23 protein-coding genes are annotated in these 23075 nt (G+C 70.6%); 5 read left to right on the forward strand and 18 right to left on the reverse strand.

The genetic code is table 11. The features are described 5' to 3' along the window. Positions 1–7: 7 nt before the first annotated feature. The 6 genes from AC3WOE_RS12740 to AC3WOE_RS12765 all read right to left on the reverse strand — a co-directional run bounded on the left by AC3WOE_RS12740 (position 8) and on the right by AC3WOE_RS12765 (position 5790). On the reverse strand, positions 8–1666 hold the full coding sequence (locus tag AC3WOE_RS12740) for an L-lactate permease (RefSeq protein WP_492690922.1): 1659 nt from the start codon (positions 1664–1666) through the stop codon (positions 8–10). 201 nt (positions 1667–1867) lie between these two features. Continuing rightward, the gene (locus AC3WOE_RS12745) at positions 1868–2749 is read right to left on the reverse strand and encodes a LysR substrate-binding domain-containing protein (protein WP_492690923.1); all 882 of its coding nucleotides are present in this window, start codon (positions 2747–2749) and stop codon (positions 1868–1870) included. A gap of 13 nt (positions 2750–2762) precedes the next feature. Then, the gene (locus AC3WOE_RS12750; protein ID WP_492690924.1) at positions 2763–3614 is read right to left on the reverse strand and encodes a hypothetical protein; all 852 of its coding nucleotides are present in this window, start codon (positions 3612–3614) and stop codon (positions 2763–2765) included. Next, complete coding sequence (locus AC3WOE_RS12755) at positions 3611–4360, reverse strand: PhaM family polyhydroxyalkanoate granule multifunctional regulatory protein (RefSeq protein ID WP_492690925.1); 750 nt, start codon at positions 4358–4360, stop codon at positions 3611–3613. Before AC3WOE_RS12755 ends, AC3WOE_RS12750 begins: the two co-directional genes overlap by 4 nt. A gap of 33 nt (positions 4361–4393) precedes the next feature. Continuing rightward, positions 4394–5308, reverse strand: a complete 915-nt coding sequence (locus AC3WOE_RS12760; protein ID WP_492690926.1) for a TraB/GumN family protein — start codon at positions 5306–5308, stop codon at positions 4394–4396. Next, positions 5305–5790, reverse strand: coding sequence for a retropepsin-like aspartic protease family protein (locus tag AC3WOE_RS12765; RefSeq protein ID WP_492690927.1), 486 nt, complete (start codon positions 5788–5790; stop codon positions 5305–5307). Before AC3WOE_RS12765 ends, AC3WOE_RS12760 begins: the two co-directional genes overlap by 4 nt. 67 nt (positions 5791–5857) lie before the next feature. On the opposite strand from AC3WOE_RS12765, the gene AC3WOE_RS12770 reads away from it, so the two are divergent. From AC3WOE_RS12770 to AC3WOE_RS12780, 3 genes are read left to right on the forward strand one after another with little or no spacing between them, the layout of a single operon-like run. After that, the gene (locus AC3WOE_RS12770) at positions 5858–6322 is read left to right on the forward strand and encodes a DUF6265 family protein (RefSeq protein ID WP_492690929.1); all 465 of its coding nucleotides are present in this window, start codon (positions 5858–5860) and stop codon (positions 6320–6322) included. Then, positions 6319–6786, forward strand: coding sequence for a BON domain-containing protein (locus AC3WOE_RS12775; RefSeq protein WP_492690930.1), 468 nt, complete (start codon positions 6319–6321; stop codon positions 6784–6786). Before AC3WOE_RS12770 ends, AC3WOE_RS12775 begins: the two co-directional genes overlap by 4 nt. 19 nt (positions 6787–6805) lie before the next feature. Beyond that, positions 6806–7630: a DUF6279 family lipoprotein gene (locus AC3WOE_RS12780; protein ID WP_492690931.1), complete on the forward strand. Its 825-nt coding sequence runs from the start codon at positions 6806–6808 to the stop codon at positions 7628–7630. A 3-nt stretch (positions 7631–7633) separates the two neighbouring features. Here the strand turns inward: AC3WOE_RS12780 and AC3WOE_RS12785 are convergent, their stop codons facing one another. From AC3WOE_RS12785 to AC3WOE_RS12810, 6 genes are read right to left on the reverse strand one after another with little or no spacing between them, the layout of a single operon-like run. Further along, positions 7634–8536 (reverse strand): c-type cytochrome, encoded by a 903-nt coding sequence (locus AC3WOE_RS12785; RefSeq protein WP_492690933.1) that lies wholly within the window; start codon positions 8534–8536, stop codon positions 7634–7636. A 48-nt stretch (positions 8537–8584) separates the two neighbouring features. Beyond that, a complete protein-coding gene (locus AC3WOE_RS12790; protein ID WP_492690934.1) occupies positions 8585–9808 on the reverse strand; it encodes an ABC transporter permease in 1224 nt (407 codons plus the stop codon). Beyond that, positions 9808–11115: an ABC transporter permease gene (locus AC3WOE_RS12795; RefSeq protein ID WP_492690935.1), complete on the reverse strand. Its 1308-nt coding sequence runs from the start codon at positions 11113–11115 to the stop codon at positions 9808–9810. The genes AC3WOE_RS12790 and AC3WOE_RS12795 overlap by 1 nt, the downstream gene beginning before the upstream one ends. Continuing rightward, the gene (locus AC3WOE_RS12800; protein WP_492690936.1) at positions 11115–12389 is read right to left on the reverse strand and encodes a TolC family outer membrane protein; all 1275 of its coding nucleotides are present in this window, start codon (positions 12387–12389) and stop codon (positions 11115–11117) included. Before AC3WOE_RS12800 ends, AC3WOE_RS12795 begins: the two co-directional genes overlap by 1 nt. Before the next feature lie 5 nt (positions 12390–12394). Beyond that, positions 12395–13096 carry an ABC transporter ATP-binding protein gene (locus tag AC3WOE_RS12805; RefSeq protein WP_492690938.1) on the reverse strand — a complete coding sequence of 234 codons (702 nt, stop codon included), beginning with the start codon at positions 13094–13096 and terminating at the stop codon, positions 12395–12397. A 27-nt stretch (positions 13097–13123) separates the two neighbouring features. Beyond that, entirely contained in the window at positions 13124–14401 is a 1278-nt protein-coding gene (locus tag AC3WOE_RS12810; RefSeq protein WP_492690940.1) for an efflux RND transporter periplasmic adaptor subunit, read from the reverse strand. A 204-nt stretch (positions 14402–14605) separates the two neighbouring features. Here AC3WOE_RS12810 and AC3WOE_RS12815 point away from each other — a divergent pair, with 204 nt between their 5' ends. Both AC3WOE_RS12815 and AC3WOE_RS12820 read left to right on the forward strand, forming a co-directional pair. Continuing rightward, the gene (locus AC3WOE_RS12815; protein WP_492690941.1) at positions 14606–16258 is read left to right on the forward strand and encodes a DUF1800 domain-containing protein; all 1653 of its coding nucleotides are present in this window, start codon (positions 14606–14608) and stop codon (positions 16256–16258) included. Position 16259: 1 nt separating this feature from the next. Then, on the forward strand, positions 16260–17597 hold the full coding sequence (locus AC3WOE_RS12820; RefSeq protein WP_492690943.1) for a DUF1501 domain-containing protein: 1338 nt from the start codon (positions 16260–16262) through the stop codon (positions 17595–17597). 4 nt (positions 17598–17601) lie between these two features. On the opposite strand, the gene AC3WOE_RS12825 is transcribed toward AC3WOE_RS12820, so the two are convergent. From AC3WOE_RS12825 to AC3WOE_RS12850, 6 genes are all read right to left on the reverse strand, one after another. Further along, positions 17602–17952: a tautomerase family protein gene (locus tag AC3WOE_RS12825; protein ID WP_492690944.1), complete on the reverse strand. Its 351-nt coding sequence runs from the start codon at positions 17950–17952 to the stop codon at positions 17602–17604. Positions 17953–18098: 146 nt separating this feature from the next. After that, positions 18099–19334: a DUF1501 domain-containing protein gene (locus AC3WOE_RS12830; RefSeq protein ID WP_492690946.1), complete on the reverse strand. Its 1236-nt coding sequence runs from the start codon at positions 19332–19334 to the stop codon at positions 18099–18101. 6 nt (positions 19335–19340) lie between these two features. Beyond that, positions 19341–20906, reverse strand: coding sequence for a DUF1800 domain-containing protein (locus tag AC3WOE_RS12835; RefSeq protein ID WP_492690948.1), 1566 nt, complete (start codon positions 20904–20906; stop codon positions 19341–19343). A gap of 214 nt (positions 20907–21120) precedes the next feature. Next, positions 21121–21582 carry a response regulator gene (locus AC3WOE_RS12840; protein WP_492690949.1) on the reverse strand — a complete coding sequence of 154 codons (462 nt, stop codon included), beginning with the start codon at positions 21580–21582 and terminating at the stop codon, positions 21121–21123. A 123-nt stretch (positions 21583–21705) separates the two neighbouring features. Then, positions 21706–22443, reverse strand: a complete 738-nt coding sequence (locus tag AC3WOE_RS12845) for an Hpt domain-containing protein (RefSeq protein ID WP_492690951.1) — start codon at positions 22441–22443, stop codon at positions 21706–21708. An 11-nt stretch (positions 22444–22454) separates the two neighbouring features. Then, positions 22455–23006 (reverse strand): response regulator, encoded by a 552-nt coding sequence (locus AC3WOE_RS12850; protein WP_492691289.1) that lies wholly within the window; start codon positions 23004–23006, stop codon positions 22455–22457. Positions 23007–23075 lie beyond the last annotated feature (69 nt).

Here is a 23075-nt window from a genome sequence, read left to right on the forward strand (position 1 = left end):
AGCCCGCTCAACGCACCAGCCAGCTGAACGGCGGCACATAGGCTTGCAGCGTGATGAAGACGCCCACCAGGCAGGCCAGCGCGATGGAGTGGAAGAACACATAGCGCAGGATGGGGCCTTCACCGTTCTCCCAGCGCGTCGCGGTGGAGGCGACGACGATGGACTGCGCGTCGATCATCTTGCCCATCACGCCGCCCGAGCTGTTGGCCGCGCCCATCAGGTTGGGGTTCAGGCCCAGCTGCTCGGCCGCCACCTTCTGCATGCCGCCGAAGAGCACGTTGCTGGCGGTGTCGGAGCCCGTCATGGCCACGCCCAGCCAGCCCATCAGCGTGCCGAAGAAGGGGTAGAGCACACCGGTGTTGGCGAAGGCCAGGCCGAGGGTGGTGTCCAGGCCGCTGAAGCGCGTCAGCGTGCCCAGGGCCAGCATCAGCACGATGGTCAGCAGCGAGGTGCGCACCAGCCAGACCGTCTGGCCGAAGCAGCGCACCAGGCCGCCGAAGCGGTAGCCCATCACCAGGCCGCCGACGACGGCTGCCAGCAGGATGCCGGTGCCGGTGGCCGACAGCAGGCCGAAGACATATTCGGCGGCTTCGGCGGTGGGCTTGGGCACGACGGGCGCGACCTTCTCCACCAGCTTGTGCAGGCCGTCGATGGCGAACTTGGGCGCGAAGATGCCGTTCAGCGCCGCCTTGGTGGCGGGCAGGCCCCAGATGAAGACGAAGACGGTCAGGATGACCCAGGGCGTCCAGGCCTTCACGACGGCCGCGCGCGAATGCACGGTCGGCGCCAGCGCGGGCTTGGCCTCGCCGCCGTCGTGCTCGTGGCCGCGCAGCGACACCGAGGTCCAGATGCGACGCGGCTGCCAGATGCGCAGGAAGCCCACCAGCGCCACCATCGAGCACATCGCGGCGATCACGTCCACCAGCTCGGGGCCGATGAAGTTGCTGACGAGGTATTGCGGGATGGCGAAGGACAGGCCAGTGACGAGGATGGCCGGCCAGATCTCCCACATCGCCTTGCGGCCGGCGAAGGCCCAGATCAGCCAGAACGGCACCAGCAGCGAGAAGAAGGGCAACTGGCGGCCGATCATGCCGGACACCGCCATCAGGTCGTAGCCATGCACCTTGGCCAGCGTGATGACGGGCGTGCCCAGCGCTCCGTAGGCCACCGGCGCCGTGTTGGCGATCAGCGAGAGCCCCGAAGCGGCCAGCGGCGAGAAGCCCAGGCCGATCAGGATGGCCGCCGTGACGGCCACCGGCGTGCCGAAGCCCGCCGCCCCCTCGAAGAAGGCGCCGAAGGCGAAGGCGATCAGCAGCAGCTGCAGCCGGCGGTCCTGGGTGATGCCGGCGATCGAGTCCTGCAGCACCTGGAAGCTGCCGTTCTTCTCGGTGAGCTGGTGCAGGAAGATGATGTTCAGCACGATCCAGCCGATGGGCAGCAGGCCCGTCAGCCCGCCCAGCAGCGCCGCCCGCCCGGCCATGCCGGCCGGCATGCCGAAGGCGAACACCGCGATCAGGAAGGCACTCAGCAGGCCCGCTGCCGCGGCCACGTGGGCCTTGAGGTGGAACACGCCCAGGCCGAGCAGCATGACCACCACGGGCACGGCGGCCACGAGGGTGCTGAGCAGCATGTTGTTGAAGGGGTTGTAGACCTGTTGCCAGACCATCGTCGTCTCCAGTTTTTGAAATGCGTGGCCCGGGTCGATGCGCTCGGGCTGATGGGGCGCGATGGTGGTGGCGCCGCTGCGGCAGCGCGTGAATCCTCCTGAGCGGCGGCGTGAAGAAATTTCAGGCCGTGTGCGGACACAGGGTTGGCCCGGACGTGCAGCCGCGGGGGCCGTCAGGCGCCGGTCAGGCGCGGCGCCGATTCACGCGAGCGCGCGCAGCAGCCATTCGACGAAGGCGGCGCATTCCCAGCGCTCCAGCGTCCCGGGCTTCCAGCAGATGTAGTGGTGGAAGTTGGACGGCACCGTGCGCGGCGACAGCCGCACGAGGCGGCCGGAGTCCAGCCACGAGGCGCCCAGCTTCATGCGCATCAGCGCGACGCCGAAGCCCGCCGCTGCGGCGTCCAGCACCAGGCCCAGGTCGTTGAACTGGGCGCCGACGCGGGGCTCGTCCAGGTGCAGGCCGTGGGCTTCGAACCAGCTGCTCCAGGGAGCCAGCGGGCTGCGGATCAGGTGCACGCGGCTCACGTCGGCCTCGGTCGCGAAACCGTCGAAGGGGCCATGCTCATGCAGATAGTCGGGGCTGCAGACGGGGCTCAGCTCGTCAGACAGCACACGGCGGCTCTCCAGGCCCGGGTATTCGCCGCTGCCGAAGCGGATCTCGAGGTCGGCATCCTCGGACTTCATGTCTGCCAGCGGGATGGCCACCTGCATGACGAGTTCGACCTCCGGATTGGCATGGCGGAACAAGGCCAGCCGCGGCAGCAAGATCTGGCGCGAAAACGTCGGCGTGACGGCCAGGCGCAGGCGCACCTCCTGCGGCCGCACGCCGTCGGCGCCGGGAATCTTCTGCAACGCGGCGAGCCCCTGGCGCACCGAGGGCAGGTAGGTGCGCCCCTCGTCGCTGAGCGCGAAATCGCGCCCGAAGAGCTTGAAGCCCAGCTGCGACTCCAGCTGGCGGATGCGATGGCTGACCGCGCTTGGCGTGACGGCCAGCGCCTCCGCGGCGCCGCTGACGCTGCGCAGCCGCGCCACGGCCTCGAAGGCCTGCAGGCACTGGATGGGCGGGATGCGCGGCGCTGCCATGGTGCCCGCGACTCTAGCCGCCCAGCACCAGCCAGAGTGCCGGCCGCTGCAGCGGCGTGGCCGGCGGCAGCAGCGGGTTGCTCATCTGCAGGACGCGGCGCTGCGTGAGGCGATGGCGGGCAATCAACCCCCCGTGATGCTGCTGGAACAGGCGCTGGAAGCTGCCATCCGCCACAGCCGCCTCCAGGCCTCGCTCCAGATCGACGGCCAGCCGGGGCCGGTTGGGCCGCACGAAGAGATAGGAGGCGGCCGGGTAGCGCAGCAGCAGATGCGGCTCGATGGCGAGGTCGCGCGCCATCGGCGTGGCCGCTTCGTCGTCGATCTCGATGACCGAGCGCGGGAAGTAGTCGATGCGGCCCAGGCGCAGCATCTCGAACAGGGTCTCGTAGCGGCTGGAGGTCTGCACCTGCAGGCCGTTGGCCCGCAGGATCTCGGTGTCCGGCCAGTCGTGGCCCTGGCCGGCCACGTCGTGGGCGATGTCGGCCAGGCTGCGCGCGTCGCGCCAGCGCTGCGTATCGCTGCCCCGCACGAAGGCCAGGCGAAAGCCGATCAGCCCCCGGTCCACCGGCACGCGGATGGGCAGCAGCTGGGCCTCGCGCTCGACGCTGGTCATCGACCAGGCCAGGTCGGGGTCGCCCAGGCCCTCGGCGAGCTCGCGCATGACGCGCCCCTGCACCATGGGGCGGCGCGACTCGATCAATTCATAGCGCATGCCGCTGCGCTCGATGGCGAGCTTCAGCACGTCGGTCAGGTAGTGCCAGGCCGGGACGCGGTCGGGATCGTGCAGCGGGTAGACAACGCGCTCGGCCGCCGCCGCCACTGCCGCGCCGCCAGCCAGGACCAGCAGCAGCGGGCGACGTCTCAAGGCTTGCGCCGCCCCTTGGCCGCAGGACGGGCGGCCGGCTTGGCCGCGGGCTTGGGCGCGGGCTTGGGCGTGGCGCCCGCAGCGAAGCCCTTGGCGACACTGCCCACCACCGAACTCGGCACGCTGGCGGCGCGGCGCAGCGTGTCGCTGGCGGCGTCGAAGCTCTGCTTGACCAGGCTGCCGGCGAGGTTCTTGGCCGCATCGGTGGCCGTGTCCTTCATGGCCGAGGTGGCCAGCTGGGTGAACTGCTGGCTCAGGGCCGTCCACCACTGCGTCGGGTCGACGGCGGCGGCCGGATTGGCCGCGACCGCCTTGGCGGCATCGCCCGCGGTCTTCACGGTCTTGGTCGCCACCTTGGCAGCCGTCTTGGCCGCGGTCTTGGCAGCGGCCTGCGCCACCGGCGCCGCAGCGGCCATGATCTCCGGCGGAATGGCCGGCCAGGGCGCGGACTCCGGCAGCTTGAGGCTGTCGCGCAACTGGTTCAGCGGCACGTTCATGGTCTGCAGCGTCGACAGCGTCATGCGCTGCACCTCCAGGGCCTGGATGGTGGCGGCCAGCATGCGCGCGTTCTGCTCCAGCCAGAACTGCACGGTGCGCAGCTCCTCGATGCGTTTGGAGAGCTCCTCGGGGTTGAGCGTCGGTGCCACCCACTGGCCGATGCCGGGCAGGGCCGATCCGGCGTTCTTGACGAGGCCCTGCAGGAACTCGAAACCGGGCACGAACTTGGTGAAGCTGTTGTCGGTCATGGCTTGTCTCCTGTGGTGCCGCCTGGAACGATCCTACTTGCTGGGCAGCAGGGCTTCGACGGTAAAACCCTGGTCGGCCAGCAACCGGGGCAGGGCCTGGGGCCCGCTCATGTGCAGGGCCCCCACCGCCACCAGCAGGCTCTGGCCGGCGCCATGCAGGGCGGCAATGCGCGCGGCCAGCGGGCCGTTGCGGTCGTCGTTGACGCGCCTCATCCAGGCCCGCTCGGCCGGGCTGTCGGCGCAGGCGCACCAGCGCTCGTAGTGGGCCAGCGTGGCGAGGTCGCCGCGCGACCAGCTGGCCGCGAGCTTGCGCAGCGGCTCGCGCATCTGGCCCTTGCTGAGCTGGCGCAAGCTGCCGTCGACGATGGCGGGCAGCTCGGCCGCCGAGGGCTCCAGCGCCTGCAGCTGCTCCTGCACGCTTTCCAGCGACTGCACCGGCCGCGCGTCGGTCTTGGCCCAGGCCAGCAGCATCACGTCCTGGCCAAAGCCGGCGTCGAAGCCGTCGCGGCGCGCTTCGAGCAGGCTCAGGGTGCTGAGCTGCAGCACGGCCGGCAGGGCGCTCAGCGCTCCCGGCGGCAGGCAGGCGACGCGGGCCTGGTCGTCCAGGCGGCGCGTCAGGGCCGGCGACAGCGCTTGCGTCTTGGGCAACTCGGCCAGCACGGCGCCGACGTCGGCCGGGTCCAGTTCCACCGCCAGCACCTCGGTGACCGCCCAGGCCGCGCGCAGGGCCGGGCCGGGATAGGCCCAGTCGGCCTTGCCGACGTGCAGGCTGCCGAAGAGATAGCTGCTGTGGCCGTCGCGGCTGATGCGCCACAGCAGGCCACGGTCGGGCGCCTTGGCGGCCCAGGCGGCGGCCTGTTCGGCGCTGGGCAGGGCCGGCACGGGCGGGCAGGCGGCGTGGGCGGGGCCCACGAGAGCGCAGAACAGCAGGACCAGGGTGCGGATCATGATTTCGGTTCGATGCGGAGTTCGCCGGGCTTTTGCGAGAAATGCAGGCGGCCGAGCACGTCCATGCCGAGCAGCGGCGCCTCCAGGTTGGGCAGCACCATGACGGCCAGCTTGTCGGCGCGCACGCCGCCCTGCAGCGTGACATCGGCTCGCGCCAGAAAGCCCCGCACGGCGCCACCGGCGGTGTGCGTCTGCACGGCGCCCAGGGGCTTGAGGCCGGCGCGCTCGGCCAAGGCCTGGGGCAGTGCCGTCGAGGTCGCGCCGGTGTCGACGAGGAAATCCACCTCGATGTCGCCGACCCGGCCGGGCCAGTGGAAATGGCCATCGTCGGCGCGCGTCAGCACGACGACTTCACCCGCCAGCCGGAAGCGGCTGGACTCGCGCTCACGTTCCCAGTACTGAAAGCCCAGGAAGATGAGGACGGCCATGAGCAGCCAGACCGTCAACAGCTTGAAGGTGTGGGGCAGATCCTGATTCGACACGGGGTGGAAACGGGGACGAGGGTTTGCTTGGGCACCAACGATAACCGCGCCCATCAGAATCCGGCTCATGAAGCTGTTTCCCGCCTGCCTGCTCGCGGTCTGTGCTTCGGCCCAGGCCCATCCTTTCGCGGCCGTCGACTGGCTGGCGGGTTGCTGGATGCAGACCGGCCGCGAGGCCGGATCGGTCGAGCAGTGGATGGCGCCGGCCGGCGGCGTCATGCTGGGCATGGCGCGCACGCTGAAGAACGGCCGCGTCGTCGAGTTCGAGTTCATGCAGATCCGCGCCGACGCGGACGGTCGGCTCACTTTCATCGCCCAACCCCAGGGCCGGCCGCCCACCGAGTTTGGGTTGCTGCGCCAGCAGGACGGCGAAGCGGCCGAGGCCGTGTTCGAAAACCCGACGCACGACTTCCCGCAGCGTGTCATCTACCGCCGCGAGGCGGCCGACCGCCTGGTGGCACGCATCGAAGGCACCTTGAAGGGCCAGGCGCGCGGCATCGACTTCCCCATGCTGCGCACGGCCTGCCCATGAAGGCCTTGCTGGTGGCCTTGCTGCTGGCGGGTGCCACCGATGACGACGTGTTGAACCGCTTCAACGACCCCTTCGAGGCCGTATCCCACGACATCGCCGACTGCCCCGAGCCGCGCGGCCCGCGCATCACCGCGGCCGAGGCGCGGGTGCAGGCCCACCACCGCGCCGAGCGCGGCACCACCTGCTGGCTCAAGGGCGAATGCAGCGAGCCCAACGCCTTCCGCTACGACGCCGGCATCGCGGCCGCCTTGCGCGAGCGGCTCCAGGGCGCCGCAGCCCTCAAGCCCAGCAGCCTGTGGTTCACGGTGCAGGGCCGGGTCGTCTACTTCGAGGGCTGCGTGGAGCGTGAGGCGCAGGGGGCCGAATTGGAGGCCCTGGCACGTGGATTGCCGGAGGTGCAGCAAGCCCTGGCCCTGGTGCGGGTGGGCCGCGGCGCTACCCTTCCCTACCGACGCCTGAATTGACCCGCCACGTCCCGCCTCCATGCCTCTGCTGAAGCGACTCGCCACCCTCCTCGCCCTGGCCGCCGTGCTGGCCCTGATCGGCTGCTCCAGCCTGACCCTGGCCTACCGGCAGATGCCGCTGCTGGCCGGCCTCTGGGCCGACAACTACCTCGACCTCGACAGCGACCAGCGCAGCCTGCTCAAGGCCCAGCTGCAGACCTGGCAGGCCTGGCATCGCCGCGAAGAGCTGCCGCGCTGGATCGCCCTGGTGCGCCAGGCCGAAGCGTCGCTGGAGGGCGGCGTGACGCGTGACGAGCTGCTGGCCCTGGAACGCGAGGCGCGCGCCAGCGTCGAGCGCTGCCTGCAGCAGGCCGCGCCGCTGGCCGCGCCGCTGCTGGCCGGCCTCAGGCCCGAGCAGTGGCAGCACCTGCAGAAGAAGATGGACGAGAAGACCGAGGAATGGCGCGAGAAGAACACGGGCCGGCGCGGCCCCGACGAGCGCGCCAAGCGCTACACCAACAACCTCGAACGCTGGCTGGGCGACCTGGACCGCCCGCTGCGCAGGCAGGTCGCGGCCGACGCCCGCGGCTGGCATTTCGACCTGCCGGCCATGGCCCAGGGCCGCATCGCCCGCCAGACACGGCTGGTGCAGGCGCTGCGCGCCTGGGCGCGCCAGGACCTGGCCGCGGGCACGGCGCTGCTGGTGCAGGACATGCAGGTCCAGCCGGCCGAGCAGCCCTACCGCGAGGAGATCATCGCCAGCCTGCTGAAGCTGCTCAACGGCATGGACGCCGCGCAGCGCCAGCAGGTGCACAAGCACTGGGCCGACTGGATGGCCGAGCTGCGCGGCCTGCAGACGCCTTGAATCTCAGCGGCTGCCCGCCTCGCGGGCCGGCAGCGACTGCAGGAAGGCATGCAGGCCGCGCAGGTCGGTCTCGTTCATCTGCGACAGCGAGGCGAACGGCATCACAGCGATGCCCGTGCCGTCGGGCCGCTTGCCGCTCTTCATCATGGTCATGAAAGCCTCGACGCTGGCATAGCGCGGCGCCATAGCGCTGCCGGCACCGGGCGTCAGGTTGGCCGCGGCCGGCCAGTCCGGCGGACCGCCGGGAATCTTGCCGCCGCCATAGCCCTCGCCGTGGCAGCCCACGCACATCTGGGCGACATAGCGGCCGTGCTCGACCGTCGGGCCTTCCGGCACGGCCGCGGGCGGCGCCAGGCTGTGGTCGATCTTGGCGGCGGCGTCCTTGATGAGCCCGAGGCCGTAGAGGATGCGCACCGGCGGCGGCAGCTGGACGACGGCCGTCTCGCCGCTGATCGCCGGCAACTGCCTGGCGTAGGCGATCAGCGCGCCGAGGTCGGCGTCGGTGAAGCGGTTGTAGTCCTCGCTGGGCATGACCATCAGCGGCCGGCCATCGGGCTTCAGGCCGTGGCGGATGGCGCGCACCCAGTCCTCGACACGGTAGGCCGCCGTCGCCGAGCCGGGGCCGGGGCTGATGTGGGGCGAGATGACCAGCAGGCCGCCGCTGTCGATGACCTTGCGCCCGCCGCCGTTGGCGCCATGGCATTCGGCACAGCCGCGCGAGTCGAAGAGGTAACGGCCGCGCTCGAGGGCGGCGGCCTCGGTGGGCAGGACCAGGGCCGCGACGCTGACGTCGACGCGGCGCCCCATCTTGCGTTCCGCCTGCAGCCAGCCGGTGGCGGCGACGGCGATGACGACCACCGCCGCCAGACCGACGGCGATGCCCAGCCACTTGAAGAGCTTGCCCATGTCCCCTCCTCGACGCGGCCCTCACCGCGCGCGGCGCGGACTATGGCCTCAAGCGCGCAGCGCGGCTACTGCGGACAAACGCGCGGCCCGGCGGGCCGGCACCCAGACCGCCAGCTGGCCCAGCACCCACAGTGCCAGTGCGCCGGCAGGCAGATAGAGCCAGGGCAGGCGCGGCAGCTCATAGCTCTGCATCAGCAGCTGGCTGAGGGCCCAGGCGCCTATCAGGCCAATGAGGACGCCGGTCGTCGTCAGCAGCAGGTTCTCGAGCTGGAAGTAGCGCAGGATCTGGCCTTCCGTCGCGCCCAGGGCGCGGCGGGTGCCGATCATGCGGGTGCGCTGCTGCACCCAGAAGCTGGCCAGGCCGACGATGCCCATGGCCGTCACCAGCAGCAGGGCCACGCAGACGCCGCCCATCAGCCAGGCCATGGCGCGGTCCTGGGCGTAGAAGGCGGCGCGCATTTCGGTCAGCGTGCGTGCCTGCGTGACGACGCGGGTCTTGTCGACCTCTTCCAGCACGGCCGTCACCGCCTTGATCTGCGCGTCGAGCTTGCCCGGCTCGGCACGGATGACATAGGAGCCGCCGCCGCGCAGCGGCAGGATCATGGCCGCGCCGCCGCCGTCGCCACGGGCGCGGTGCAGCTGGGTGTGGGTCATGGTGTCGACGACGCCGATGATGGTCGTCGGCGAGTTGCCGAAGAGATAGATCTGCTTGCCGATGGCGGACTGGCCGGCGAAGAGCTTGTCGGCCATCACCTTGTTGATGATGAGCTGGGGGACCTTGGGATCGGAGACGGCGAAGGCCTGGAAACCGTCGAGGATCTCGTCGGCCGTGAAGTTGCGGCCCTCGATGACCTTGTAGCCGAAGGTCGGGATCATCTGCTCGTCGGCCGCGTACTGGGAGGCGACGATGCGCAGGCCCTTGTTGTCCGGCTCGGTCGACACGCCGCTGTTGTTGCTGTTGTTGCCGTAGACGATCTGGTTGGCCACCGTGGCGGCCTTGATGCCGGGCACGGCGCGCACGCGGGCCAGGTCCTCCATCACGATGGCGGCGGTGCGCTCGGGCGGCTGGGGCTTGCTGCCGCGCAGGGTCAGCACGGCGATCTCGGACTCGGCCATGCCGCTGTCGGCATTCAGCGCCTCGACGCGGGTCTGGATGAGGTGCAGGGCATTGGTGACGATGCCGCAGGACAGGGCCACCTCCAGCACGATGAGGCCGGCAGCGATCTTGTGCCGACGCAGCGTCGACAGGATGGGCATGAGGTCTTGGAACATCATTGCACCTTCAGTTGCAGGGCGGGGGTGACGAGGGCGGCGCGCCAGGCCGGCAGCAGGCCGGCGATCAGGCTGGCCAGCAGGGCCAGGCCGAGGGTCAGGGCCAGCATGCTGGTGTCGAGTTCGGCCAGGCGGGCGTAGTCGTTCGGGCTCTGGCGCACCAGCCACAGGCCGCCCTGGGCGAACAGCAGGCCGAGCAGCGCACCGGCCAGGCCGAGCAGGCCGGCCTCGACGACGAACTGCTGGAAGATGTCGCCGCGGGTGGCGCCGAGAGCGCGGCGCACGCCGATCTCGCCGCTGCGGCGCAGGGTCTTGGCCAGCAGCAGGCCCACCATGTTGACGACGCAGACGGCCAGGAATCCGAAGGCCAGCCAGGTCTGCAGGCGCACGTCGGCGGGCAGCACCTTCTGCGCGCCCAGCCAGTCCATCACGCTGCGCAGGCGCACATTGGTCGGGCGCTCGAAGCGGCCGGCCTTGCGCTGGGCCTCGGAGTAGGCGACGAGGTAGTCGCGGTAGGCCGCGGCGTCCTCGGGCTTGGCGAACTCGACCCAGTACTGCATCCAGGAGCAGCTGGCGTTCAGGTCCAGCGAGCTGCCGCCGTTGGCGCCCTTGCCCCAGCAGTCCATATTGCCCCAGTGGCCCATCTTCAGCACCATGGCGGTGGAGAAGGGCAGGTAGAAGTCTTCGGTCTCGGTGTAGCTGCCCAGGGTCAGGTCCCAGAAGTGGGGCTGCACCTTCCAGGGCTTGAGCACGCCGACGATGCGCAGGGTCTGGCCGCGCACGATGACTTCCTTGCCGACGCTGTTGGCGCCACCGAAGAGCTTCTCGTTCAGCGAGGCCGAAATGACGGCCACGCGGGCCTCGCCCTCGTCGTCGGCCGTGCTCCAGCCGCCGCCATGCTGCCAGGGCGCGTCGAACATCGCGAAGAAGTCGGCCGAGGTCATGCGCACGCTGGAGAAGACCGGCTTGGTGTGACCTTCGGGCAGGCCGACCGCGGTGTTGAAGCCGCTGGACATGACCTGGCGCATGGCCTTCTTTTCACGCAGCAGGGCGGTCGCGTCGAAGCGCGTCAGGTCGAAGTTCGGCTCCTCGCCGGCCTTCCAGCCCACCATGTCGCCGGCGTCGAGCTGCACGTTGAACAACCGCGCACTCTTGTGCGGAATGGGGTCGCCCGACAGCACGTGGTAGACGGTCAGCGTCGTCATGCAGGCGCCGATGCCCAGGGCCAGGGCCAGCACCATCAACGCGGAGAGACCCTTGGCGGCCAGCGTGTTGCGCCAGGCCAGTTCGAGGTAGTGAAGAAACATCAGCGGGCCTCCAGAAGGGCGTTGACGGTGGCGAGTTCGGTGTCGCCGAGAGAGCCGGCCGCCTGGTGCAGGGCCAGCAGGGACAGCACATGGCGGTGGCGGGCCTGGGTCTGGGCGTTCTGCGCGCCGGCCAGGGTCTGGATGGCGAGCAGCAGGTCGGTGGTGCTGCGCGTGCCCAGGGTCAGGCCGGTGCGGGTGGCTTCCAGCGCGCGCTCGGCGGCCTGCACGGCGACCTGGGTGGATTCCAGCTGCGACGCGCCCTGGCTGACGGCCAGGTGGTCGGCGCGCACCTCGCGCAGCACGGCGCGGCGGCCGGCTTCGAGCTGCTCGCGCGCGGCGTCGCGCTGGAAGCCGGCGCGGTCGGCGGCGGCCGCAGTGGCGCCGCCGGCGAACAGCGGCACGGTCAGGCGCAGGCCGACCGTCGTCGGCGTGCGGCTGGCGTCGAAGGCCGAGACCCCATCGCCGCGGCGCTGCGTCGTGTCCACGCCCACGCTCAGCGTCGGCAGATGGCCGGCGCGTGCGGCGGAGATGCGCTGCTCGCTGGCCTGCACGTCCAGCTGCAGGGCGCGCAGCTCGGGGTTGGCCTGCAGGGCGCGCTGGGCCCAGGCCTCGGCGTCGTCGGGCAGGGGCTGGGCCGTCAGGTCGCGCCGCAGCGGCTGCAGCGCGGCGGGCGTGGCACCGGTCAGCTGGGCCAGGGCCTCACGGGCGTCGGCCAGATTGGCTTCGGCGGCCAGGGTGTTGCCGCGCGCCAGCTCGCGGTAGGCGCGCGACTGGTCGGCCTCGACCTGGGCCGACAGGCCGGCCTTGAAGCGCGTGTCGGCCTCCTTGACCTGGCGGTCGAAGGCCTCCTCGTTGGCGCGGGCCGTGGCGAGCTGGGCCTGGGCCGACAACAGGCCGAAATAGGCCTCCGCGACACGGGCGCGCGCGGCCTGCTCGGCGGCGGCCAGGCGGGCCGACTGGGCCGAGGCCTGGCTGCGGCTGGCGTCCCATTCGCGCAGGGCGGCAAGGTCGACCAGAGGCTGGCTCAGGCTGCTCGTCGTCGTGCGCGAGCGGCCACCACCGCCGTTCTCACGCTGCTCGGTGCTCTGCAGATTCCATTGCGGCAGCAGGGCGGCGCGTGCTTCACGCGAGGCCGCCTCCTGCACGCCGTTGAGTGCAGCCGCCTGGCGCAGCAGCGGATCGGCCGCGCGGGCCTGGGCCCAGACCTGCAGCAGGTCATCGGCGCGGACCGCGGTGGCGGTCAGCAGCACGAGGACGGGAATCAGTCGACGCATGGGATTCAAGCCACGGCCAGCGATGGCGCCTTGAGCTCGGCGGTCAGGTCCACGACCTGGCCGTCGATGACGTGCACATTGCGCTGGGCGCGGGCGGCCAGCTGCGGGTCGTGGGTCACCATGACGATGGTGGCGCCGTCGCGGTGCAGCTCTTCCAGCAGCTCCATGACGCTGCGCGCCATCGCACTGTCGAGGTTGCCGGTCGGTTCGTCGGCGAGCAGCAGGCGCGGCTCACCCGCGAGGGCGCGCGCGATGGCGACGCGCTGCTGCTGGCCACCGGACAGTTCGGCCGGGTAGTGGCGGCCACGCGCCGACAGGCCGACGCGGGCCAGCGCATCGGCAGCGCGCTTCTTGCGCTCGGCGCCGCTCATGCCGCGGTAGCGCAGCGGCACCTCGATGTTGTCGAGCACGCTGAGATCGGGGATCAGGTTGAAGGCCTGGAAGATGAAGCCGATCTTCTGGTTGCGGATGCGCGAGCGCTCGCCGTCGCCCATGCGGCTGACGTCGATGCCATCGAGCATGTAGCGGCCGGCGCTGAAGGCCTCCAGCAGGCCGGCGATGGTCAGGAAGGTCGTCTTGCCCGAGCCCGACGGGCCGGTCACGGCGACGAACTCGCCCTCTTTGACGGTCAGGTTGAAGTCGCGCAAGGCATAGGTCTCGACCATCTCGGTGCGGTAGACCTTCTGCAGTTTTTCCATCTGAAGCATCTGTCTCTTCCTTTGCTCAATCAGCAGTCAATCTGCAATGAGGACGCGGTCCGCGCCCTTGAAGTTGTCCGCACCGGAGATGACGACCCGGTCACCCACCGACAGACCCGAAATCACTTCGACCCGCTCCAGGGAGCGGGCGCCCAGCTTGACGGCGACCTTCTCGGCCACGCCATTGCGCACCACATAGGCATAGCTGCCGCCGCTCTCGTCGACGAAACTGCCACGAGCCACGCCCAGCACCTTGTCGCGCTTGTCCAGCAGCACGCGCACCGACAGGCGCTGGTTCTGGCGCAGCTGGTCGGGCTGGGTGCCGGCAAAGCGCAGCCGCGCCGCGACCTCGCCATTGACGACCTCGGGCGAGACCGAGCTGACCTGGCCGGCCCAGCGCTGGCCGTTGCCGGTGATCTCGCCGGGCATGCCGGGCTGCAGCTCGCGGGCAAAGCTCTCGGCGACCTGCATCTGCACTTCCAGGGCCGACAGGTCGATGACCGACAGCAGCTTGGCGTCGCGGGCGACGTTGGTGCGGTCGGGGATGAAGAGCTGGCCGACCTGGCCGTCCACCGGCGAGCGCACCTGCAGTTCGGCCACCTGGCGTTCCAGGTCGCTGACCAGCAGCTGCTGGCGCGACAGCGCGCTCTGCTTGGCCTGCACGTCGAGCTTGAGGCTGTCGGTCTTCAGGCCGCGCAGGTCGCGGGCCTGGTCCAGGGCCAGCTTGGCCTTGGCCAGGGCGTCCTGGGCGCGCTCGACCTGCATGCGCGCCGTCGCGCCAGCCTCGAAGGCCTGGGTCTGGCGGGCCAGGTCGTTCTGGGCCGTCTGCTGGTCGATGCGGGCGTTCTCGTAGGCGCTCTGCAGCGCGGCGGTCTGCTGGCGGGCCTCGACCTCGGCGCGGGCCAGGTCCGCGCGAAGCGCGTCGACATTGCTGCGTTCCTGGGCCAGGCGGTTGGTCAGCTCGGGCGAATCGACCCGCGCCAGCACCTGGTTGCGCTTGACCGGATCGCCGGCCTGCACGGCCAGGGTCGCGGTGCCGGCGCCGGGCGCGAACAGCGTGGGACTCTGGGCGGCGACGACGCGGCCCTCGCCGGCGACGTCGCGCGTCAGCGGCGCCACCTCGACCGTGGCGAGAGACAGGCGGGCGGCGCTGACGGCGGAGTCGGCCGACAGCATCTGCCGGATGCGGCCGCCGCCCAGCAGGGCCAGCACGGCGACGACGGCAGCGGCGCCGCCCAGCATCAGGGGCCAGCGCCGGGATCTCGGCGCCAGAGGACGATCCTGCTCGGAGGTGTCGCGGAAGCGAGTGTTCATGCCCCAGTTTTTGCAAACACCGTGCCAGGCCGTCATCCGTGACAAATCAACGGCTTGGCGGCGACCGGACTGTCCGCGGACAGCTTGCGGACAGTCCGAACAATGTCCGCAACCGTCCGCAGCGTTTGCTTACCAAACGGCACAACTGGTGGCGAGACGACACGTCCGGCGGCCTCCAACATCGCGCGGCTTCGGAGACTCAACATGCCCTTCGCCCGACTCTGCCTGTGGGCCGCCCTGGCCGGCCTCAGCTGGCCCGCCCTCGCCGCCACCACGCCCGCTCCCTCCTCGATGACGGAGTCGGAGGCAAGACGCTTCCTCGGCCAGGCCAGCTTCGGGCCGACCGAGGCCGGCGTGACGGAGGTGATGGCACGCGGCCGCGCAGCCTGGCTCGCGAGTCAATTCGCGCTGCCCAGCTCCGACTTCAGCGGCGTGCCCTATGTCGACCCGGACTCGAGCAAAGGTTGCCCGGCCGGTTCGCCGGACACCTGCAAGCGCGACAACTACAGCCTGTTCCCGGTGCAGGTGCAGTTCTTCTCCAACGCCATCAACCAGCCCGACCAGCTGCGCCAGCGCACCGCCCTGGCCCTGTCGGAGATCCTGGTCGTGTCGGGCAATGTCATCAAGCTGCCCAATGCGATGGCCAACTACCAGCGCATCTTCCTGCGCAACGCCTTCGGCAACTTCCGCGACGTGCTGAAGCAGGTGACCCTGTCCCCGGCCATGGGACGTTTCCTGAACATGGCCAACAACGACAAGCCCAACCCGGCCAAGGGCATCCAGCCCAACGAGAACTACGCCCGCGAGGTCCTGCAGCTGTTCTCCATCGGCCTGTGGCAGCTCAACCTCGACGGCAGCCTCAAGCTCGACGCCAGCGGCCAGCCTGTGCCGAGCTATGACCAGGACACCGTCGAAGGTTTCGCCCACGCCTTCACCGGCTGGACCTATGCGCCGCGGCCCGGCGCGACCAAGAACAAGTTCGGCAACCCAAGCTACTACGACGCGCCCATGATCGCCTTCGACGATCACCACGACAAAGGCGCCAAGAAGCTGCTGAACGGCACCATGCTGCCGGCCGGCCAGACGCCCCAGGCCGATGTCGAAGCCGCCGTCGACAGCATCTTCAACCACCCCAATGTCGGTCCCTTCATCGGCCGTCAGCTGATCCAGCAGCTCGTCACGGCCAATCCCAGCCCCGCCTATGTGCAGCGCGTGGCCACGGCCTTCAACGGCGGCGTCATGATCGGCAGCCAGAGCAGCAAGCGCGGCGACATGAAGGCCGTGCTGACGGCCATCCTGACCGACCCCGAGGCGCTGACGCCGCAGGTGCCGGCCAGTTTCGGCAAGCTGCGCGAACCCATCCTGCAGCTGACCCATCTGCTGCGCGCCATGGGCGGCGTCAGCGACGGCGTCTGGCTGCGCAGCCAGGCCGCCGGCCTGGGGCAGACGGTCTACAGCCCCGCCAGCGTCTTCAACTTCTTCCCGCCCGACTACGACCTGCCCGACAACCCCGCCCTGGACGGCCCGGCCTTCGGTGTCTTCAATGCCAGCGCCGCCTTCAAGCTCAGCGGCGTGCTGCAGACGGCCCTGAACGGCAAGGGCGTGGCGCCCGACGCGACGGTGGCTGGCGCCATCGGCACCAAGATCGACCTGACGCGCTGGCAGGCCCTGGCGGCGACGCCGGCCAGCCTGGTCGCCGAGATCAACCGCGTGCTCTTTGCCGGCCGCGCCAGCGCCAACCTGCAGGCCGCACTTTTGCGCGCCGCGCAGATCGCGCCGGCCACCAAGCCGCTGGATCGCGCCAAGGCCGCGCTCTTCCTCGCCGCGATGTCGCCCGAATACCTGGTGGAGAACTGAAATGCTGTCCCGACGCCATCTGCTCTCCCATGCCGCCGCCCTCGCCGGCGCCAGCGCCCTGCCCTCGCTGGCCGCGCCTCTGATCGGCAGCGACTACCGCGCCCTCGTCTGCGTCTTTCTCTACGGCGGCAACGACGGCAACAACATGGTCATCCCCATGGACGCGACCGGCTACGCGGCCTACGCCCGGGCGCGTGGCACGGCCGGTGCCGGCGGCCTGACGCTGCCGCAGTCCAGCCTTGCGCCGCTGAACGGCGGCGGCGTGGGCCTGCACCCGGCCCTCACGCCGCTGGCCGACATCTGGAACCAGGGCCACCTCGCGGTGCAGGCCAATGTCGGCCCGCTGGTCAGGCCCATGACCAAAGCGGAGTTCAACGGTTCAGGAGCCCAGCGGCCGAGCAACCTGTTCTCGCACGACGACCAGCAGAACCAGTGGCAGCGCGGCCAGTCCTACAGCGGCAACACCCTGCCGTCGACGGCCGGTTGGGGCGGGCGCATCGCCGACCTGCAGGCCGGTGGTGGCGTCGTGCCCATGGCCCTCTCGGTCAGCGGCAACAACGTCTTCATGAACGGCGCCACCAGCCAGGGCCTGACGGTCGGCAGCGGCAGCAGCTTCGCCATCAAGGGCTTCGGTGGCAACCCCAGCGCCAACCCCCTCTACCAGCTCTACCAGAGCCTGCTGCAACAGCCCTACGGCAATGCCGAGGAACACGCCGCGGCCAGCGTGCTCAACCAGGCCATCAAGGCCAGCAACGTACTGAACACGGCCCTGTCCAGCACCGGCAGCATCGCCGGCCTCTTCAGCGGCCAGGGCAGCAGCATCGCCCAGCAATTGCTGACGGTGGCCAAGATGATCGAGGGCCGCTCGGGCCTGGGCGTCAACCGCCAGCTCTTCTTCGTCAGCATGGGCGGCTTCGACACCCACAACGACCAGCTCAACCAGCAGAACCAGCTCTTCGCCGACCTCGCTCCGGCGCTGAAGGCCTTCTACGACGCGATGCAGCAACTCGGCGTGGCCAACGCGGTGACCACCTTCACCGCCAGCGACTTCGCCCGCACCCTGCAGCCGGCCTCGGGCGGCGGCACCGACCATGCCTGGGGCAACCACCAGTTCGTCATGGGCGGCGCCGTCAAGGGCGGGCTCTACGGCCGCATGCCCCAGCTGGTGCTGGGCGGGCCGGACGACATGTCCGACGAAGGCCGCTGGCTGCCGACGACGTCGGTGGACCAGATGAGCGCCACGCTGGCCAGCTGGTTGGGCGTCGGCGTGGCCGACCTCGGCGGCATCTTTCCCCACCTGGCCAACTTCGGCGTCAAGAACCTCGGCTACTTCGGCTGAAGCGCTACTCGACGAGGCGGCCGCCGAAGGCCATGCGGCCGGCGCCCGCCGGCGCGTACTCGACATGGACCCGCGCCACGGGCCGGCCGGTGGCGGAGGCGACGGCCTGCGTCAGCGCCGCCAGTTCCGCCTGCAAGGCCTCGCCCGCGGGAAGGCGGGCGTGCAGCACGCCGACGAAGACCGGGAGTGGCCCCTGCAAGGCCCCGCCGTTCTCGGCGTAGCGGTCTTCCGCCATCGGGTGCAGGCGAAGCCAGACACGGCCCGGCGGCATCTTGAGCGCGTCGCCGATGGCGCCAGCCAGCACCTCGGCCGTGGCCAGCGACGGACCGACGATCTGGACGTCAACGATGGGCATGCCCGCAGGCTACCCGTTCAGGCCATGCCCGTCACGACCAGGAAGCAGTAGGCCAGCACGGCGCCCCACAGGCACAGGCCGAACAAGGAGGAAGCGCTTCGCATCATGTCGTTCTCCCATCCGATTGAACGCTGCCGCTGCCGGCCTCAGGCGCGCAGCAGCTTGTCTGCATAACGCCAAGTTTGCGGGGCTTGCGGAAACACTGCTGCCAGTGAGGCTTCCGACAGTCCCAGATGGCGCTGCAGCAGCGGCGCCAGCACCTGGCGGAAGTCCGTGCGCACGGCCAGGTCGCGACCGTCGGCCAGGGCGCTGGCGTCCAGGCCCGGCCATTCGCCCAGCATCTGGCCGCCGGCCACCGGCCCGCCCATCAGCCAGATGACATTGCCGCGGCCATGGTCGGTGCCGCCGTTGCCGTTCTGACGCAGGGTGCGGCCGAACTCGCTGGCGACGACGATGACGGTGTCCTTGTACGCATCGCCCAGGCCGACGCTCAGCGCATCCAGGCCCTCGCCCAGGCTGGCCAGGCGGTTGGCCAGCTGGCCGCGCGCCGCGCCCTGGTTGACGTGGGTGTCCCAGCCGCCCACGGCCGTGAAGGCGAGCTGGGTGTGGGCGTCCTTGCGGATCAACGTGCCCAGGCGACGCGCATCGGCGGCAAAGCTGCGCGCGGACGGTGCACCGGCATCGGCGCTCGGATCCATGGACTTGCCGCCCTCGCCGGCGGCCATGCTGCGGCTCATCTCGCCGCGACCTTGCGTGGTGTCGCGCAGGGTGCCACTGAGCTGGGCGTCGTTGGCATAGAGCTTGGCCAGGCCGGCCTGCATCTGCGGGTCGTCGATGGCGCGACGCTGCATGGCATTGGGCCCCAGGCCCAGGTTGGCGACGCTGGCCGTGCCGGCAAAGATGCGCGGCGGCGTGCTGCCCTGGCTGATGGCCCGCGTCGGCGCCGGCTCGCCGGGCAGGGCCGTCAGCAGCCGGTTCATCCAGCCGTCGGGCGTGGACTTGCGACCCGGCGTGCCGGACTCGAAATAGTCCTGGGCATCGAAGTGGGAACGCGTCGGGTCGGGCGAGCCGCTGGCATGCACGAAGGCCAGCTGGCCGCCGTCCCAGTGACGCTTCAGCGGGCTCAGGGACGGATGCAGGCCGAACAGCGAGTCGAGCTTGATGAGGCCGTCCTCCGCGCCCGGCGCCGCCAGCGCGATCTGCGGCCGGCTGGCGGCGTATTCGCGCTCACCGTAGGGCGCGACGACCGAGAGACCGTCGACCGCGCCGCGCAGCATGACGACGACGAGCTTCTTCTGGGAAGCACCCTGGGCCTGCACCAGGGACACGGGCAGGCCGCCCAGGGTGAACGCGCCGAAATGGAGCAGTTGGCGGCGGAGCATGGCAGGCTACCTCTTCATGAAATCGGGACTGGCGAGCAGCAGGGCGACCTGCTGGCCGGCGGGCTCGCTGGCGAGCGTGCGGCGCGTCGGTTCGCTGACCGAGGCACCCAGGGTGCTGGTCAGCTTCTCGGCGCTGACGCCGCTGCGCTGGCCCAGCGTGGTGGCGAGTTGCACCCGCTGCGTCAGGGCTTCGGGGTTGCGCCAGGCCGCGGCCGTGTTCTTGTAGCCATCGGGCGTGGCGGCACCGAAGAGCGGCTGGCCGGCCTGGGCCAGCGCGCCCAGCAGGTTCTGGGGGTTGGCCGGCTGCAGGTCCAGCGCCCGCAGGCTGGACAGCAGGTATTGGTAGGGCGTCTTGAACTTGGCCTGATAGGCCTCGCGACTCCAGAACTCGTCGGCGCTGATCAGGGTGCGCGTGAGCTCGCGCAGGTCGCCGCCGCTGACCTTGAAGTTGTCGGCCAGCCTCTGCACCAGGCTGGGCGGCGGATCGTCGGCGACAAAGGCCTGGGCGAACTTGTAGGCCAGGTGACGGGCGGTGGCGGGATGGGCGGCCAGCACGTCCAGGGCATGCTCGCCCTCGGCCTGGCCGGCGCCCTTGATGGTCTGGCCGAGCCAGGTCTTGCTGCCGGCGTCATGCTTGCGCGCATCGAAAGCGAACAGGTCGCCCGTGCCGCCAATCAGGGCCTTGCGCGAATCCAGTCCCCAGCCGGTCAGCATGCGCGCCAGCTCGGTCACGTCGCGCTGCGTGTAGCCGCCGTCCACGCCCAGGGTGTGCAGCTCCATCAGCTCGCGGGCATAGTTTTCGTTGAGGCCGCCGGGCACGCGCGCCTTGAGCTCGGGACGCTCGGCCAGAAAGCGGCGGGCCCGCTTCGGCGGCTCATAACCGGCGACGACGCTCTGGGCGTTGTCGAGATAGATCAGCATCGCCGGGTGCCTGGCGGTCGCCCCCAGCATGTCGCGGAAGCGCCCCAGCACATGGGGCCGGATGGCGCGCTGCTCGTAGTCGGCCACCAGCACGCCGACGGCGTTCTTGCCGGCGAAGACATTGAAGTGGTTGAACCAGAACTCCGTCATCACCTCCTCGAGCTGGGCCGGGCTTTGCAGCGCGCGCGACAGGCGCGCCGTCGCAGCCTGCGCGACCAGGGGGCGGATCTTTTCGCGCACCGCGTTCAGCGCGTCGGCGTCGGCCTGCATGCCCTGGGCCTTCTCGCGCCGGGCTTCGCGGGCCGCCTTGATGGCCTCACGGTAGCGGCCCATCAGCTCGGCCTGGCCGAGCTTGAGCACGTCCAGGTCTGCCAGGCGGGCACTCAGGGTTTCGGGCTGCGGCAGGCGGCGCGGCTCCAGTTGCTCGGTGAGAAAGCGCTCCAGCCATTTGTCGGCACCGAGGGCGGCGATGGCCGCGGCATCGGCCGGGCGCGGGCCGTAGCCAAGGCGATTGAGGGCGTGCAGGGCGCGCTCGTCGGCACCGAGGGCGGGGCCGGCGGCCACAACGGCAGCCTGGCTGCGGCGCGCTGCCAGCATGACGCCGCTCGCCAGGGCGGCGGCGCTGCTGAGCACAAAGCGGCGGTTTTTCATCGGCGGTCTCCGGTGTCCGTCTTTCACCGAAGCATCCCGCGGGGCGCGCAAGCCCTTGTGGCGGACGCGCAAAGATTTGTAGAGATGGGACCCCTCGTCCAAGGTTTACCTTGGCCGGTCCCCCGAGGGGACGGCGATGCTTGCCGGGTTGACCGGCAAGCACATCGCCCAAGGCGGGCCGGCTAGGGAGCGGCCCGGCGCTCGGCCCGCAAATTCATGCGCCGCGCAACCAATGCTCCAGGCTGCGCAGCGTGGCCGCCACATCGAGAGGCTTGTTCCAGTAGCCGTCAAAGCCGTGGCGGCGCGCCAGCTGCGAGGCGACGAACTCGGATTCCGCCGTCACCAGCAGGGCCGGCACGCCCTCGGGCAGGCCGGCCTCGCGCAACTGGGCCAGCAGTTCGTCGCCGCCGATGTCGGGCAGGCGCAGATCGCAGAGCAGCAGGTCGACACGCGCCTGCACGACCAGGCGTCGGGCCTCGGCGCCGCTGCGGGCCACCAGCAGGCGGCAGCCGGGATGCAGCTCGAGGATGCCCTGCATCAGCATCGCATTGACGGGATCGTCCTCGACGTAGAGAACCTGGCTTGTCGTCATGCCGGCCTCTTCAGCAGCGGGCGTCATGCCGCCAGGTTCGAACTCGGGCAGGGCGGCGTCGGCAGGTGAAGGACATGAATGCATGGCGTGTACAGGTTTGCGCCGATTATCAAATCTATTAATACAGCCGATCAACCACCGGCCCCCGAACCGGTGGGGTCGCCGCAGATTTGCCAAATATTTCCCGACGCTCCCGTCGGCGCCCGCCTAGGCGCGGCGACGCAGCTCGGCCACCCCGCGCGACAGCGGCAACCAGCCTTCGGGCACGGGCATCCCGGCCGTCCAGGACGCCGCGGCGTCCTCCAGCGCACGCGCCTGGCCGGCCAGGGCGGGCTGCCCAAGCAGTTCCAGCACGGCCTTCAGGCCATGGGCGACCCGCCGCAGCGCCGCCGCGTCGCCGCGGGCGACGGCGGCATTGCCCTGCGCGAGGTCGTCGGCGAAGCGGTCGAGGCAGCCCGCGCGGAAACTCTCGAACAGCGCGCTGTCCCCGCCGAAATGCTGCCGCACCGGATCGGTGCCCGCGGCCACCTCCACGGCGGGCGCCGCCGCTGCGGCCACCCCGCGCAGCAGCTCGCTGACCGTGCCCAGCAGTTCGCCCAAGGGCACGGGCTTGCTCAGCGTGCGCGCGACGCCCCAGGCGGTCAGCGCGGCATGAAGGTCGAGATGCAGGCCCGCGCTGAACACCACCCAGGGTGGCGCCCCGGCGACCTGGGCCACGCCGTCGGCCAGCAGGGCCTCGGTCGAGCCGTCGGGCAGCATCAGGTCGCTGATGACGAGTTGCCAACCGCCGGTCGCCAGGGCGGCGCGGGCCTCGGCCACGCTGCGCACGACGCTCAACTCGACGGGCGGCGCCGCGGCGTCATGGCCGGGCAATTCCTCGAGGGCCAGCTGGACGAAGCGGGCGATCGAGACGTCATCCTCGATCAGCAGCAGGCGCGCGACCATCCGGGCGCCGCTCAAGCCGGCTGGGCCACCGCGGCCTCAGCCAGCAGAGGCGGCAACTCGGTGACGAGGGCCGTCTTGTGAACCAGCGGCACGCCGTCCAGCGCAAAGGCATAGGGCTCGCGCTGCGCCTCGTCGAGCGCCGTCACGACGATGAGGCGGCTGCGCGCGAACTGCGGATGCGAGCGCAGGCTGGTGATCAGGGCCGCGCCGTCGATGCCCGGCAGCAGGATGTCGATGAGCAGCACATCCGGCTCGAGGCGGCCGGCCATGGCCAGGCCGGCGATGCCGTCGGAGGCGACATGCAGTTCGGCCCCGGGCAGCTCGCGTTTGACGACCAGGCTGATGAGATTCTGGAAGTGCACCGAGTCCTCGATGAGCAGCAGCGTCAGTGGACGCTCGCCGGGCTCGGCTTCGCCGGACGGCAGCGCTGTCGATGATGGCCCGGCACGGCTCGCCAACCAGGCGTCCAGCGAGCTGCGCAGGATGCGGCGGTGACCGCCGGGCGTCTTCCAGGCCTGCAGTTCGCCCCGGTCCACCATGAGTTGCACCGAGCGCACGGCCATGCCCAGGCGCTGGGCGGCTTCGGTGGTGGAGCAGGTATCGGGCACGGTGGGGTTCACTCGCGATATTTT

Source organism: Roseateles sp. FW305-36 (genome assembly GCF_058787015.1).

Coding starts and splice junctions, on each gene's coding strand:
- AC3WOE_RS12810 (WP_492690940.1), bottom strand. CDS start 14,401: ATGAACACTCGCTTCCGCGACACCTCCGAGCAGGATCGTCCTCTGGCG.
- AC3WOE_RS12835 (WP_492690948.1), bottom strand. CDS start 20,906: ATGAAAAACCGCCGCTTTGTGCTCAGCAGCGCCGCCGCCCTGGCGAGC.
- AC3WOE_RS12815 (WP_492690941.1), top strand. CDS start 14,606: ATGCCCTTCGCCCGACTCTGCCTGTGGGCCGCCCTGGCCGGCCTCAGC.
- AC3WOE_RS12760 (WP_492690926.1), bottom strand. CDS start 5,308: ATGATCCGCACCCTGGTCCTGCTGTTCTGCGCTCTCGTGGGCCCCGCC.
- AC3WOE_RS12845 (WP_492690951.1), bottom strand. CDS start 22,443: ATGGTCGCGCGCCTGCTGCTGATCGAGGATGACGTCTCGATCGCCCGC.
- AC3WOE_RS12755 (WP_492690925.1), bottom strand. CDS start 4,360: ATGACCGACAACAGCTTCACCAAGTTCGTGCCCGGTTTCGAGTTCCTG.
- AC3WOE_RS12840 (WP_492690949.1), bottom strand. CDS start 21,582: ATGCATTCATGTCCTTCACCTGCCGACGCCGCCCTGCCCGAGTTCGAA.
- AC3WOE_RS12825 (WP_492690944.1), bottom strand. CDS start 17,952: ATGCCCATCGTTGACGTCCAGATCGTCGGTCCGTCGCTGGCCACGGCC.
- AC3WOE_RS12790 (WP_492690934.1), bottom strand. CDS start 9,808: ATGTTCCAAGACCTCATGCCCATCCTGTCGACGCTGCGTCGGCACAAG.
- AC3WOE_RS12775 (WP_492690930.1), top strand. CDS start 6,319: ATGAAGGCCTTGCTGGTGGCCTTGCTGCTGGCGGGTGCCACCGATGAC.
- AC3WOE_RS12745 (WP_492690923.1), bottom strand. CDS start 2,749: ATGGCAGCGCCGCGCATCCCGCCCATCCAGTGCCTGCAGGCCTTCGAG.
- AC3WOE_RS12780 (WP_492690931.1), top strand. CDS start 6,806: ATGCCTCTGCTGAAGCGACTCGCCACCCTCCTCGCCCTGGCCGCCGTG.
- AC3WOE_RS12830 (WP_492690946.1), bottom strand. CDS start 19,334: ATGCTCCGCCGCCAACTGCTCCATTTCGGCGCGTTCACCCTGGGCGGC.
- AC3WOE_RS12820 (WP_492690943.1), top strand. CDS start 16,260: ATGCTGTCCCGACGCCATCTGCTCTCCCATGCCGCCGCCCTCGCCGGC.
- AC3WOE_RS12770 (WP_492690929.1), top strand. CDS start 5,858: ATGAAGCTGTTTCCCGCCTGCCTGCTCGCGGTCTGTGCTTCGGCCCAG.
- AC3WOE_RS12785 (WP_492690933.1), bottom strand. CDS start 8,536: ATGGGCAAGCTCTTCAAGTGGCTGGGCATCGCCGTCGGTCTGGCGGCG.
- AC3WOE_RS12805 (WP_492690938.1), bottom strand. CDS start 13,096: ATGCTTCAGATGGAAAAACTGCAGAAGGTCTACCGCACCGAGATGGTC.
- AC3WOE_RS12795 (WP_492690935.1), bottom strand. CDS start 11,115: ATGTTTCTTCACTACCTCGAACTGGCCTGGCGCAACACGCTGGCCGCC.
- AC3WOE_RS12740 (WP_492690922.1), bottom strand. CDS start 1,666: ATGGTCTGGCAACAGGTCTACAACCCCTTCAACAACATGCTGCTCAGC.
- AC3WOE_RS12800 (WP_492690936.1), bottom strand. CDS start 12,389: ATGCGTCGACTGATTCCCGTCCTCGTGCTGCTGACCGCCACCGCGGTC.
- AC3WOE_RS12850 (WP_492691289.1), bottom strand. CDS start 23,006: ATGGCCGTGCGCTCGGTGCAACTCATGGTGGACCGGGGCGAACTGCAG.